Genomic DNA, 12969 nt, shown 5'->3' on the forward strand with positions numbered 1-12969 from the left:
GTTTTTTTATGTACTTTTAATATACACAAAAGGGTTTAGGTCATTCCGAACATTCGGAAGACCTAAACCATAAATTGTAGTTTGGGCTAAGCTTATTTAAGCTCAACTTCTGCTCCAGCTTCTTCTAATTGAGCTTTTAAAGCTTCTGCTTCATCTTTAGAAACACCTTCTTTAACGTTGCTTGGTGCACCGTCAACTAATTCTTTAGCTTCTTTCAAGCCTAAACCAGTTAATTCTTTTACCAATTTAACAACTGCCAATTTAGAAGCACCAGCTGCTTTAAGAACTACGTCAAATTCTGACTGCTCTTCAGCGGCTTCAGCACCAGCACCACCACCTGCAGCAACTGCAACTGCAGCAGCAGCTGGTTCGATACCGTACTCATCTTTTAATATTGTAGCTAATTCATTAACTTCTTTTACTGTTAAGTTAACTAATTTTTCTGCGAAATCTTTTAAATCTGCCATTTTCTATCGTTTTAATAATTTTAATAAAATATAATTTGTTTAAGTGCGTACTTGTTTGATTATCCTTCTCTTTCGGATAATGTTTTAACGATGCCTGCTATTTTACCACCACTTGATTTAAGTGCAGAGATAACATTTTTAGCTGGAGATTGTAACAATCCTACAATTTCTCCAATTAACTCTTCTCTAGACTTGATATCAACTAAGGCATCTAACTGATCATCACCAATATAAATTGCTTCTTCTATAAAAGCGCCTTTAAGCAAAGGCTTATTAGACTTTTTACGGAACTCTTTTATAACCTTAGCTGGAGCGTTTCCAGTTTCAGAATACATTACAGAAGTATTGCCGACCAAAGTTGTAGGCAATTCGCCAAAATCTTTGTCAGAAGCTTCCATAGCTTTTGCCAACAATGTATTTTTTACAACGGCCATTTTAATGTTTGCTTTAAAACATGCACGACGTAAATTTGAAGTAGTTCCTGCGTTTAATCCAGAAATATCTGTTAAATAGATATGTGTATTATCCGCTAATTGAGCAGTCAACTCTTTAATAACTTGTGATTTTTCTTCTCTTGTCATAATATTAAAGTTTAACTACTAACCTATTTTAGTATCAATTGATATACTCGGACTCATGGTACTTGACAAAAAGATGCTCTTTACATATACACCTTTAGCCGCTACAGGCTTCATTTTGATTAAGGTTGTCAACAATTCGTTGGCATTCTCCTTCAATTTATCAGCAGTAAATGATGCCTTTCCAATTGGAGCGTGAACGATTCCTGTTTTATCAACTCTAAAATCAATTTTACCAGCTTTTACTTCTGCCACTGCCTTAGCAACATCCATAGTCACCGTACCTGTTTTAGGATTTGGCATTAAACCTCTTGGGCCTAATACTCTACCCAAAGGACCTAATTTACCCATGATTGCAGGCATGGTAACGATAACGTCAACATCTGTCCAACCATTTTTAATTTTCTCAAGGTATTCATCCAATCCTACATAATCAGCGCCTGCATCTTTAGCTTCCTGTTCTTTGTCAGGGGTCACCAATGCAAGAACTTTCATGTCCTTTCCTGTTCCGTGAGGTAAAGAAACTACACCTCTTACCATTTGGTTTGCTTTACGAGGATCTACTCCAAGTCTTACAGCGATATCCACTGAAGCATCAAACTTTGTATAAGTGATTTCTTTTAATAAAGTTGCAGCCTCTTCAAGAGAATAAAGTTTGTTCTTATCAACCTTAGCTCTAGCCTCTTTTTGCTTTTTTGTTATTCTTGCCATTTCAGAAATTTTTTAATTAGGTTTTTTACCTGTTACAGTAATACCCATTGATCTTGCTGTTCCAGCAACCATATCCATAGCTTTTTCTGAGGTAAATGCATTTAAATCTTGCATTTTGTCTTCCGCAATAGCTTTAATTTGATCCCAGGTTACTTTTGCTACCTTCTTTCTGTTCGGTTCTCCAGATCCTTTTTTTACTTTGGCCGCTTCCAATAATTGTACCGCAGCTGGTGGAGTCTTAATAACGAAATCAAACGATTTATCCTTGAAAACAGAAATTACAACAGGTAATACTTTACCTGGCTTGTCCTGAGTTCTCGCATTAAATTGCTTACAGAATTCCATGATATTAACTCCAGCAGCTCCTAAAGCGGGTCCTACCGGCGGCGATGGATTCGCTGCGCCTCCCCGAACTTGTAGCTTAACTACTTTACTTAATTCTTTTGCCATTTTTAAAATTTTAGTTGCATATCTCTCCATTGGAAGCTGAAAGACATACGATCTATTTGTAACAATTATTAAACTTTTTCAACTTGCATATAACTTAATTCCAGTGGTGTTTTTCTTCCAAAGATTTTCACCATTACCTCAAGTTTACGCTTTTCCTCATTTATCTTTTCTATGGTACCATCAAAACCGTTGAATGGACCATCGATCACTTTTACGGTTTCACCAATAGTAAATGGAATGGCAACGTTTGCATTCGCATCTACTGTAAGCTCATCCACCTTACCTAACATTCTATTCACTTCAGATTGTCTTAAGGGCACAGGCTCTCCTCCTTTTGTTTCACCTAAAAATCCAATAACATTTGTTATAGATTTTATAATGTGAGGAATCTCGCCACTCAAATTGGCTTGAATCATAATGTAACCAGGAAAATAAACTTTTTCCTTATTGATTTTTTTTCCGTTACGGATCTGTATGACTTTTTCAGTAGGCACCAAAACCTGATCTACGAAATCTTCAAGACCCAAACGGGCAATTTCGTTTTCGATATAGGCTTTAATTTTGTTTTCTTGACCACTAACAGCCCTTACAACATACCACTTTTTATTTCCACTAGTTTCAGACATTCTCTTTTTGTATTTTACTTAATCCAGTCGAAATAAGCTTCGATAACTCCACTAAACACAGTATCCACTCCCCATATTGCCAATGCAAATACTATTGAGAAAACAGCTACTACTATGGTTAAACGTTGTGCTTCAGCCCAAGTTGGCCAAGTCACATTGTTCTTTAATTCACCAAAAGATTCTGAAATATAATTTACAAATCCTGCCATTACGGTTGTGTTTATTTTAAAGCGAACGCTTCTAATTCTTTATTAACTTCATTAAAACTATGACTAATACATAGTCTAAATTACTTTGCACGGGTTGAGAGACTCGAACTCACGACACCTGGTTTTGGAGACCAGTGCTCTACCAACTGAGCTAAACCCGTAAACATAATCAAGGCACCCTGAAAATTCAAGACGCCTTAATTAATATTTTGACCATTATAATTAGTCTAGAATTTCAGTTACCTGACCTGCACCTACTGTTCTACCTCCTTCACGGATAGCGAAACGTAAACCTACGTTCATTGCAATCTTTTGGATTAATTCAACAGTGATAGTCAAGTTGTCTCCTGGCATAACCATTTCAACACCATCAGGAAGCATAATGTTTCCAGTTACATCAGTTGTACGTACGTAGAACTGTGGACGGTAGTTGTTATGGAATGGAGTATGACGTCCACCTTCTTCTTTTTTCAAGATATAAACCTCAGCTTTAAATTTAGCATGTGGTGTAACAGATCCTGGCTTAACAATAACCATACCTCTAGAGATTTGAGATTTCTCAATACCTCTTAATAAGATACCTGCGTTATCTCCAGCTTCACCTCTGTCAAGAATTTGACGGAACATTTCAATACCAGTAATAGTAGAAGTCAATTTCTCAGCTCCCATACCAATGATTTCAACTGGATCTCCAGTTTTAGCAACACCAGTTTCGATACGACCTGTAGCAACAGTTCCACGACCAGTAATAGAGAATACATCTTCAATAGGCATTAAGAACGGCTTGTCCATATCACGAACTGGCTCTTCAATCCACGCATCAACAGATTCCATTAATTGTAATACTGAATCAACCCATTTTTGCTCACCATTAAGTGCACCTAAAGCAGAACCTTGAATAACAGGACCATTGTCACCATCATATTCATAGAATGACAACAAATCTCTAATTTCCATTTCAACTAGTTCCAATAGCTCTTCATCGTCAACCATGTCCACTTTGTTCATGAATACAACAATACGAGGAATACCTACCTGACGACCTAAAAGGATATGTTCACGAGTTTGTGGCATAGGACCATCTGTAGAAGCAACCACAAGAATAGCACCGTCCATTTGAGCAGCACCAGTAACCATGTTCTTTACGTAATCCGCGTGACCTGGACAGTCAACGTGAGCGTAGTGACGGTTTGCTGTTGCATATTCTACGTGAGATGTATTAATTGTAATACCTCTTTCTTTCTCTTCTGGAGCGTTATCAATTTGATCAAATGATCTTGCTTCTGAAAAACCTGCATCAGCTAATACTTTAGTAATAGCAGCAGTTAAAGTTGTTTTACCGTGATCTACGTGTCCAATAGTACCTATGTTAAGGTGTGGTTTTGAACGATCGAAAGTTGCCTTTGCCATGTTTAATTTATTTTAATCTTAATTTATATTAGTGTTCAAAAATTTAATTTTGCTTATTCAAAAAAAAAAGAGCCAATGACGAGAATTGAACTCGTGACCTCTTCCTTACCAAGGAAACGCTCTACCCCTGAGCTACACCGGCGGTTCATTTACGATAGCCGATTTTCAGATCTACGATTCGTAAATCACAGTACGCAACTCGTAAATTAATCTAGAGCAGGACACCACGCCAAGTTGTTGCGATGATATCCTCTTTTAAGAGCGGATCTACGTATAATACGTGACCACATTTTCACTTTTAGAGCGGGAGACCGGGTTCGAACCGGCGACATTCAGCTTGGAAGGCTGACGCTCTACCAACTGAGCTACTCCCGCAATTCTAGAAATTTCATTTTAGAAACCTCATATTTCATGATCTAAATGAACATAATCTTGTTGATTGTGCTAACGCGCTATGCTCATTAATCTTGTTCGAATGACATCGAACAAAAACCTCAGAATTAAGTTTTGCAAAAGTAAGCATTTTTACAACAACTTATTCAAAAATTTTGTGGGGAGAGCAGGATTCGAACCTGCGAAGACGTAGTCAGCAGATTTACAGTCTGCCCTCGTTGGCCGCTTGAGTATCTCCCCAATAAATCAATCTTACTTAATGAACTTGCCACTGGCTTTCCCAGTGCATTTATCGAAGGAAAACAATCCCAAAAACTCTTAGAGTTTTTTGAGCCGATGGAGGGACTCGAACCCACGACCTGCTGATTACAAATCAGCTGCTCTAGCCAGCTGAGCTACATCGGCTTTTTATGACCTTTTCCTTCAATAAAAAAGCCCGCTATTTCTAACGGACTGCAAATGTATAGAAATATTTAAGTATTCAAAACATTTTTTTTATTTTTTTTAAAATTTTTTTTCAAATATGTGATCGGAGCTTCTCTTTTCGCTTTTTAAGTTGTCTTTCTAACGATGAAACGGCCATGTCTGCCCCTTCTTCAAATGTCTTGCATTGCTTTTTTACCACAAAACTATCTCCTGGCACATTGACTCTTGCCTCAAATACTTTGTTTTCCTTATCGCTGGTATTCTCAACTTTTAAATAGACATCAGATTGTATGACTTTATCATAAAACAAATCCAATTTATCCATTCTTTTCTGAATAAAGTCTATTAACTTTTTGTCTGCACTAAAGTTAACTGATTGCATGTTTACTTTCATCTGTTGATTCTTTTTTGAATAAATTCACAGCACAAAATTAGTTCACTATAAGTTCACGAATTTATGCCTTCATTTGGGTTAGACATTAGCTATTGTTATTTACTTCTAGGGTGCGCACTTTCGTACACTTTTTTCAATTCGGCAATACTGTTATGTGTATATACCTGGGTCGCTGCGAGACTCGAATGTCCGAGCAATTCCTTAACAGCGTTTAAATCAGCACCTTCATTTAACAAGTGCGTCGCAAATGAGTGCCTCAATATATGCGGGCTCTTTTTTACCTTTAAAGATGCTTTACTAAAATACTCATTTATAATTCTGTAAACAAGCGTTTCATATATTTTTAACCCTTTATTGGTTAAAAACAAATATTCTTGATTTTTGACGGTTGTAATCGCTTCTCTTAATTTTAAATACGATTTTGCAGTCTGTAACACAGAGTCAATTAAAGGGATATAGCGTTCTTTGTTTCGTTTACCAAGTACTTTTAAAGTTTTATTGGGAAGATCAAGGTCTTTAAGCGTTATTTCAATTAATTCAATACGTCGAATTCCTGTGGCATAGAACAATTCCACAATCAATTTATTTCTAACCCCCTCAAAATCGGTTTCAGACTCTAAAATATGCATTACATCATCCATTTCTTTTTGTGAAAATGGAATTTGTACTTTCTTAGCGGTTTTTAAGGCTTTATGCTTAGATAGCGGATTTGCCTCTAAACTACCTGTCTTAATTAAGAACTTATAATACGAGTTTAATGAGGAGATTTTTCGGTTAATTGTTCTATTGGAGATTTTAGCTTCTACCAACTGCACAATCCATCGTCTAATTTGAGAGTAATGAACATCTTGAAGGGTGTCAGAACCATATACTTCAGTTATAAAATGCAGAAATGCATTCAAATCTGTTATATATGCCTTGACTGTCAATGTTGAATACTTTTTTTCGTGAAGCAAATATTCTGAAAAATAAGAGAACTCGGTATTTACTTCGGACATATCTGAACCTATTTATAACTTTGATGTTTAAATATAAGGCAAAAAAAAATTCCTGCTCATGCAGGAATCTCTTTTATTAATTTCAATAAGCCGCTTATACGTTTTCTTGATCTCTTAAACGTTGTACATATTGAGCTTTTTGAATCAACGCTCTATGTTCTACAGATGGCTTTGTAAACTGTTTACGAGACTGCAATTGACGCTTTGTACCCGTCTTGTCAAACTTTCGTTTGTAACGTTTTAACGCTCTATCTATATTTTCTCCTTCTTTAATTGGTATTATTAACATAGTGTCTTAACCTCCTCTCTTTTAGAATTTTCAGGCTGCAAATATAAAAAGTTAATTATAATCTGCAATTAATTATTTAAAATTTTTATTGATAGAACAGTAGTCATATAATACCTCATGAGGACACTGTATTTTCATAGGACCCCTAATACATTACTTTTTTTAAGTTCAACTTGTAGTACAATTAAATCAATCTTTAAACAGTGACGACCTTTTTGTCAAATCTTGAATCAATTTCTCATCTTCTTCGCTTTCCAAGAGTGTATTGTAATTTCTCCAAAACTCCTTGTTGTAAGGTTTGACTGCAAATATATCTGGGTCCCATGATTGTTGCAAAGCACCATCTACTTTTTCAGGATCTACAATGATTTCTGTAAACAACAATTCCTGTACCGTATAATAAAAGCGTTCATCAGTATTTGGTTGGCCCTCAATGATCTCACCTGGTTTTGTTGGCTTGTATCCCACATTCACCAATTTTGGTGTTTCATAATATATATAATTTAGATACATTTTTTCTTGGTACTCCCTAAAGGTCATGATCAATTTATGGTTGATCTGCGTATCAAATAACGTTTTGCTCCTACTCTTTTGGGCTTTGGATGCTGCAATCAACTCATATTCCAATTTTTTGATGGCATAAGTGTCATAATAAACATAAAGCCAGCCTTTGGCCTGATACCCATCATTAAATACACCCTTAGTTTCTAGATTAATAAATTGATGACTCTCCGCAATTTCAATCTTATACAGTTTACGATCATTGTCCACCAAGATGGTGTCCAACCTGAATTGATGCGTATCCAAAACATCCTCTCCAAACAGTGCGCGTTTGGAATTGGCATTCCTAAATACGTTCAACTTGCTTTCAAATAAATTTTGAAGCCCATTAATTCGGGTATCATTCCATTTGATGGCTTTGACCAAGGTAGAGGTTTTAATCGTATCCCTCCTTAAGTTTCGCGCTTGTAGGTTTCCTCTGTTTGTTTTCTCCTTCAAATATGCCGTATAAGTCAATAAGCTGTCTACATCACGTAAATCGTAACTTTTTCTAACCTGATCTACATTAATTTTGAGATTTGACACTGCTGGAGAAGTATAACTGGAATCATATACTGTAATGGCACTCTCTATGAGCCATTTAAATTCTCTCCTATTGCGTTCTTTATGACGTAAAAACCCTTTTTGTAGATAAGGTTGTTCAGGCATATTCACGGCTAATCGTTCAAGTGCTTTGAGCACAATATCATTTCCTGTTTTAGGACGGGTTTCAGCCACCAATACAATCTCATCCAAAGAGGCAATATCTTCTTCCAAATAGATCTCTTGTGTATTGTCAAATTCGTTGACTAGGGTCTTATAACTTTTAAAACCAATGGACGAAATCACCAAGGTGTCATTTAGGAACTGATTGGGCACCTGTAGAACAAATTTACCATCGGCATTACTTACTGTACCTATGGTAGTATTTTGAACGTAAATACTCGCACTTTCAATAGGCATTAAGGTTCCGAAATCAGAAATTTTATTTTTGAGTTCCTTCTGCGCAACGGCGGAGAACCAAAAAAAGCAAATTGATAACGTTAGTAGGTGTTTGAAATAATTTACTCGCATGTGCTGATGGCTATTAAGAATTTATCACGTTTATTGTTTGGTTAAAAATAAAAAAACCTCATTTAAGCAGAATTGAATCACTAAAATGAGGCTTTCGTTTGTTGTTCCAGTCGTAATCTTGTTTTAAACTACGTTGCCGGTTTATAATCCTTCTTATCAATTACCATTTTGGCGATAATTCCATTGGAAATGTTCGCCAAATGATAATCAGAAAAACTACGTTGCCGGTTTATAATCCTTCTTATCGATTACCATTTTGGCGATAATTTCTCTCAAAATTTCAGAAGTACCGCCACCAATGGGACCGAGTCTACTATCGCGTAGTAAACGTGCCATTGGATAATCTTCCATATACCCATAGCCACCTAAAAATTGAAGACAGCCATAAATAACATCATCAGCCATTTTTGTGGCATGTAGTTTAGACATCGTCGCCTCTTTAACTACATATTCCCCCTTATTAAGTCTATAGGCCACAGAATAGTTGAATTCTTTGGAAATTTCCATCTCAGTATAAAAATCGGCCACCTTGTGTCGTAAAGCTTGGAATTTGTCAATAGTTTTACCAAAAGCTGTGCGCTCTGACATATACTGAACTGCATATTCCAATGCAAATTCAGCTCTGGCGTGGGCGTTGATCCCCATGATCAATCGTTCTAAAGCAAAGTGTTGCATAATGTATGGAAATCCTTTGCCTTCTTCCCCCATCAATTGATCCGCAGGAATGGTCACATTATCAAACGCAATTTCTCCAGTATCGGATGCGCGCCATCCTAACTTATCCAATTTTGAAGATGAAATTCCAGGAGTATCTCTGTCCATAACAAAAATACTCATTCCATTATGGCCCGCTTCAGGATCTGTTTTGGCAGCAACTACTAAATAGTCACTATAAATACCATTGGTAATAAAGGTTTTTGACCCATTAATAACATAACTATCACCTTGTTTGATTGCCGTAGTACGCATCCCGGCTACATCACTACCGCCAAAAGGCTCCGTAATACAAAGACAGCCTATTTTATCGCCACTGATACTAGGCGCTAAATACTTTTCTTTTATGTCATGACTTCCTTCCTTGTTCAAATGCGTCATAGCCAAATAAGCATGTGCCCACATTGCTGCGGCAAATCCACCTGAATTTACTTTTTGTAATTCTTCAAGAAAAATGACGGTATAGAACAAATCGAGATCCATGCCCCCATAAGCCTCTGGATAATTGATTCCGAAAAACCCCATCTCTCCAAATTTCTTCCAGATAAACCGTTCAATGGTTCCGGTTTTCTCCCATTTGTCAATATGAGGAACGACTTCTTTCTTTAAGAAATCTTGTAAACTTTTTCTAAAAAGTTGATGTTCTTCTGTGAAGTACATGCTATTCATATAGTGTTTTTTTTGTCGTTTAATTAAGTTTCAAATATAACTTAATTATCTCAAATTTTTGAATTGGAAAGTTTTTAACCATTAGCAACTCATCAAATGATTTGAAGCCATCTCTCAAGGTGCGCTGTTCAATGATATAGTGTGCTACTTCATAATCTATATACTGAATGGTTACCAATTGATCTTTGGTAGCTGTATTTAGATCCAACCGCTCCACATGTCTGGGTGTCTTTACTGCAAAATCATTTGTTACACGGGCAATGACTTCTGGTGTTAACCCGTGAATATCCTGAAGTTGAATTTCAGATATAAAACCACCCTTAAATTTATTTCGGTATTTGATAATATTGTCAGACAATTTTTCGCCAATACCATTCACCTTTTGCAAATCGTGAGCGGTAGCTGTATTGAGATCTAATTTCAGGTGGTCAGCTTTTAGTCCATAATTTTTCAAATTGGGCTGTTTATTGTAATCTATCCATGATGTTTTGGTTTTAGGTTCTGTTACCCATTCTGGAAATTTAAACAATGGTTGCAAAACCGCTAATAGAGAATCTGAAACCTTTGTAACCTGCTGAAATTGCAATGCAGAATTAATCCATTGGTCCTTGGCTCTGTAGGCGAGTAACCGGTCAATTTCCTCAGGGGTCATACCCAAGGTATAGCCTTTAAAATCTGTTATGTAATTGGGGTTAAAGGGATACACTTTAGGGATGTTTTTTTCGGCTTGTAATCGTTTTAAAGAATCAATTTGATTTCTAAAAGACTCTAGTTGTCTAGCGTCAGATTCAACATGTACAGGTGTAAAGTTCGCAAAGAAATAGATGCCCTGAAAAATAACGATAAGTATGGCCAATAAAAAAATCCCATTCCGTTGACTGTTAGAAAACTTGAAATGGGATTTGATTGCCATGTTAAAATTTAATTATTTAGGCTCCTGTCTTTTAAAAAGCAAATTGGCCTTTAACTTTTCGATATATGAATCCAAATCAATCTTGACTTCTTTAGACATGATGTATAATCCGATAATATTTGGAAATGACATAGCTAGGATCATCATATCTGAGAAATCCAAAACAGCTCCCAAACTTACTGATGCACCAATGACCACGAATATTAAGAATAACATTTTATAAATGAATTCAATTTTTTTACTCTTTCCGAATAAGTATGTCCAAGCTCTCATGCCGTAATAAGACCAAGATATCATTGTAGAGAATGCAAATAAGAAAACTGCCACCGCTAAAACATACGGGAACCAAGAGATTTGGCTACCAAAAGCATCAGATGTTAACTGCGCACCTGCTAAGCCTTCTACCTCATGCATGCCCGTAAAAATTAAAACTAAAGCTGTTAATGTACATACCACAACTGTGTCAATAAAAGGTTCCAGTAAAGCCACAAACCCCTCAGATGGTGGGTGATTGGTTTTTGCTGTACTATGTGCAATCGCTGCAGAACCCACACCTGCTTCATTCGAGAAGGCTGCCCTTTGAAATCCGACAACTAATACTCCAATTACACCTCCCTTTAATGCAGAGGCACTAAAAGCGCCGTCAACAATAGCTGAGAATGCTGGCGCAATATTTTGAATGTTCATAATAATAACAGCTAAGGCAGCTACTATGTAAATGGTTGCCATAACGGGTACCACTTTTCCTGTCACTTTAGCAATACTACTAATTCCTCCAATAATTACGACCCCCACCAAAATGGCGGTAACGATACCAAAATAAAATCCGTTGCCCGCTAATACTGGGAACTGCCCTGCCATTTGCTCAAACGATTGATTAGCCTGAAACATGTTACCTCCACCAAAGGAAGCTCCCACTGCAAGTACAGCAAATAATCCGGCCAAAACCTTACCTACACCCTTCATTTGACGTTTTTCAAGGCCATAACGCAAATAATTCATAGGGCCTCCAAATACACGTCCGTCAGGTAGGATATCTCTATATTTAACACCTAAAGTACATTCCACAAATTTTGTAGACATACCTAAAAGTCCACAAACAATCATCCAAAAGGTTGCGCCGGCACCACCAACAGATACTGCTACCGCCACACCGGCAATATTACCCAAACCTACAGTTCCTGAAACAGCTGTTGCCAAGGCCTGAAAATGCGTCACTTGTCCGGGTGCATTAGGATCATCATATTTTCCACGTGCTAAATCTATAGCATGTTTAAAGCCTCTAAAATTTATGAACCCCATTCTAATTGTAAAGAACACAGCTCCTACCACCAACCAAATCACAATGAATGGAATAGGTTTTGTCAGCGGATCTCCGTTAGGATGCGTTAAAACTGCTGGTTTTTCATAAACAACTTGTGCAAAGTTATGGGCGCCTTGTTCAATTACGTGCTTAGTATTATCTGAGTTATAAATTACTTTACCTTCAGCAGTAAGATGTTTTAAAGTGCCTTGTGCAGAAGCATTTACGGTAATCTCTTTACCATTCTTATCTGTAATAATTGCAATAGGAACATCTCTAGACACTCTCGCCCCTTCTGGTTTTAACCATTGTTTAAGTGTGTATTTATTTTCTACCTCATTAGTCCAATCAGGGATACCAATTTGTTTCACATCTGCATATACTACAGGATCATACACACCTATTGCTGCAAAAGGATCCCAAAACAATACCGCACCTAATGCAGCCACTGCAGGAGTCATCGTACCATTAAATACTTCTGTTATTGCACCAGTTTTTACTGTATAGACTGAAGTTTTTGTATCGCCAACTGCATCTGTTACAACAACTGAATAGGGTACACCTTCGGTCAATCCAACGGCCTTATTTGAGGTTAAGGGTGTGTTTTGATTACTCCACCTATACGAATAAGGCGCAACGCCGCCTGTTGCAGTAATAGTAATCTCACCATCATTAATACTTTCTGATGGATTTACTACTTCTCCACGGATTTCCAAATCTTGAGCAAAAAATAAAACGGGAAACAGGGTTAGAAATAGGGTAAGAAGATAATTCTTCATAAGTGAATTTTGTATTAGTTAGTTAT

Annotated in this window: 14 protein-coding genes and 5 tRNA genes; all 19 read right to left on the reverse strand. The window is 36.8% G+C overall.

The genetic code is table 11. The features are described 5' to 3' along the window. Positions 1–92: 92 nt before the first annotated feature. The 19 genes from rplL to BXY82_RS00745 all read right to left on the reverse strand — a co-directional run bounded on the left by rplL (position 93) and on the right by BXY82_RS00745 (position 12943). Positions 93–467, reverse strand: coding sequence for a 50S ribosomal protein L7/L12 (gene rplL / locus BXY82_RS00655; protein ID WP_133756259.1), 375 nt, complete (start codon positions 465–467; stop codon positions 93–95). A 59-nt stretch (positions 468–526) separates the two neighbouring features. Continuing rightward, the gene (gene rplJ, locus BXY82_RS00660) at positions 527–1048 is read right to left on the reverse strand and encodes a 50S ribosomal protein L10 (protein WP_133756260.1); all 522 of its coding nucleotides are present in this window, start codon (positions 1046–1048) and stop codon (positions 527–529) included. 18 nt (positions 1049–1066) lie between these two features. Next, entirely contained in the window at positions 1067–1756 is a 690-nt protein-coding gene (rplA, locus tag BXY82_RS00665; RefSeq protein WP_133756261.1) for a 50S ribosomal protein L1, read from the reverse strand. A 12-nt stretch (positions 1757–1768) separates the two neighbouring features. Beyond that, entirely contained in the window at positions 1769–2206 is a 438-nt protein-coding gene (gene rplK, locus BXY82_RS00670; protein WP_133756262.1) for a 50S ribosomal protein L11, read from the reverse strand. Positions 2207–2274: 68 nt separating this feature from the next. Beyond that, the gene (gene nusG, locus BXY82_RS00675) at positions 2275–2832 is read right to left on the reverse strand and encodes a transcription termination/antitermination protein NusG (protein WP_133756263.1); all 558 of its coding nucleotides are present in this window, start codon (positions 2830–2832) and stop codon (positions 2275–2277) included. 14 nt (positions 2833–2846) lie between these two features. After that, positions 2847–3041 (reverse strand): preprotein translocase subunit SecE, encoded by a 195-nt coding sequence (gene secE / locus BXY82_RS00680; protein ID WP_133756264.1) that lies wholly within the window; start codon positions 3039–3041, stop codon positions 2847–2849. An 88-nt stretch (positions 3042–3129) separates the two neighbouring features. Then, positions 3130–3202, reverse strand: a tRNA-Trp gene (locus BXY82_RS00685). Positions 3203–3263: 61 nt separating this feature from the next. Beyond that, entirely contained in the window at positions 3264–4451 is a 1188-nt protein-coding gene (tuf, locus tag BXY82_RS00690) for an elongation factor Tu (protein ID WP_133756265.1), read from the reverse strand. Positions 4452–4521: 70 nt separating this feature from the next. Continuing rightward, positions 4522–4593: transfer RNA gene (locus BXY82_RS00695), tRNA-Thr, on the reverse strand. A 160-nt stretch (positions 4594–4753) separates the two neighbouring features. Further along, positions 4754–4826 (reverse strand) — tRNA-Gly (locus tag BXY82_RS00700). A gap of 176 nt (positions 4827–5002) precedes the next feature. Then, positions 5003–5084, reverse strand: a tRNA-Tyr gene (locus BXY82_RS00705). A 91-nt stretch (positions 5085–5175) separates the two neighbouring features. Next, a tRNA-Thr gene (locus BXY82_RS00710) sits at positions 5176–5249 on the reverse strand. Between the two features lie 112 nt (positions 5250–5361). Beyond that, positions 5362–5664 carry a ribosome hibernation-promoting factor, HPF/YfiA family gene (hpf, locus tag BXY82_RS00715; RefSeq protein ID WP_133756266.1) on the reverse strand — a complete coding sequence of 101 codons (303 nt, stop codon included), beginning with the start codon at positions 5662–5664 and terminating at the stop codon, positions 5362–5364. Between the two features lie 95 nt (positions 5665–5759). After that, positions 5760–6662 (reverse strand): tyrosine-type recombinase/integrase, encoded by a 903-nt coding sequence (locus BXY82_RS00720; RefSeq protein ID WP_133756267.1) that lies wholly within the window; start codon positions 6660–6662, stop codon positions 5760–5762. A 94-nt stretch (positions 6663–6756) separates the two neighbouring features. Further along, positions 6757–6951, reverse strand: coding sequence for a 30S ribosomal protein S21 (rpsU, locus tag BXY82_RS00725; RefSeq protein WP_133756268.1), 195 nt, complete (start codon positions 6949–6951; stop codon positions 6757–6759). Positions 6952–7140: 189 nt separating this feature from the next. Beyond that, positions 7141–8565: a carboxypeptidase-like regulatory domain-containing protein gene (locus BXY82_RS00730; protein WP_133756269.1), complete on the reverse strand. Its 1425-nt coding sequence runs from the start codon at positions 8563–8565 to the stop codon at positions 7141–7143. 216 nt (positions 8566–8781) lie between these two features. Next, positions 8782–9948: an acyl-CoA dehydrogenase family protein gene (locus tag BXY82_RS00735; RefSeq protein WP_133756270.1), complete on the reverse strand. Its 1167-nt coding sequence runs from the start codon at positions 9946–9948 to the stop codon at positions 8782–8784. Positions 9949–9967: 19 nt separating this feature from the next. Beyond that, on the reverse strand, positions 9968–10861 hold the full coding sequence (locus BXY82_RS00740) for a ComEA family DNA-binding protein (RefSeq protein WP_133756271.1): 894 nt from the start codon (positions 10859–10861) through the stop codon (positions 9968–9970). Between the two features lie 12 nt (positions 10862–10873). Next, entirely contained in the window at positions 10874–12943 is a 2070-nt protein-coding gene (locus BXY82_RS00745) for an amino acid carrier protein (RefSeq protein ID WP_133756272.1), read from the reverse strand. Between the last annotated feature and the right edge of the window lie 26 nt (positions 12944–12969).

Origin of the sequence: Gelidibacter sediminis (genome assembly GCF_004364975.1) — a bacterium.
Taxonomy (GTDB): Bacteria; Bacteroidota; Bacteroidia; order Flavobacteriales; family Flavobacteriaceae; genus Gelidibacter; species Gelidibacter sediminis.

Coding starts and splice junctions, on each gene's coding strand:
- rplL (WP_133756259.1), bottom strand. CDS start 467: ATGGCAGATTTAAAAGATTTCGCAGAAAAATTAGTTAACTTAACAGTA.
- rplJ (WP_133756260.1), bottom strand. CDS start 1,048: ATGACAAGAGAAGAAAAATCACAAGTTATTAAAGAGTTGACTGCTCAA.
- rplA (WP_133756261.1), bottom strand. CDS start 1,756: ATGGCAAGAATAACAAAAAAGCAAAAAGAGGCTAGAGCTAAGGTTGAT.
- rplK (WP_133756262.1), bottom strand. CDS start 2,206: ATGGCAAAAGAATTAAGTAAAGTAGTTAAGCTACAAGTTCGGGGAGGC.
- nusG (WP_133756263.1), bottom strand. CDS start 2,832: ATGTCTGAAACTAGTGGAAATAAAAAGTGGTATGTTGTAAGGGCTGTT.
- secE (WP_133756264.1), bottom strand. CDS start 3,041: ATGGCAGGATTTGTAAATTATATTTCAGAATCTTTTGGTGAATTAAAG.
- tuf (WP_133756265.1), bottom strand. CDS start 4,451: ATGGCAAAGGCAACTTTCGATCGTTCAAAACCACACCTTAACATAGGT.
- hpf (WP_133756266.1), bottom strand. CDS start 5,664: ATGAAAGTAAACATGCAATCAGTTAACTTTAGTGCAGACAAAAAGTTA.
- BXY82_RS00720 (WP_133756267.1), bottom strand. CDS start 6,662: ATGTCCGAAGTAAATACCGAGTTCTCTTATTTTTCAGAATATTTGCTT.
- rpsU (WP_133756268.1), bottom strand. CDS start 6,951: ATGTTAATAATACCAATTAAAGAAGGAGAAAATATAGATAGAGCGTTA.
- BXY82_RS00730 (WP_133756269.1), bottom strand. CDS start 8,565: ATGCGAGTAAATTATTTCAAACACCTACTAACGTTATCAATTTGCTTT.
- BXY82_RS00735 (WP_133756270.1), bottom strand. CDS start 9,948: ATGAATAGCATGTACTTCACAGAAGAACATCAACTTTTTAGAAAAAGT.
- BXY82_RS00740 (WP_133756271.1), bottom strand. CDS start 10,861: ATGGCAATCAAATCCCATTTCAAGTTTTCTAACAGTCAACGGAATGGG.
- BXY82_RS00745 (WP_133756272.1), bottom strand. CDS start 12,943: ATGAAGAATTATCTTCTTACCCTATTTCTAACCCTGTTTCCCGTTTTA.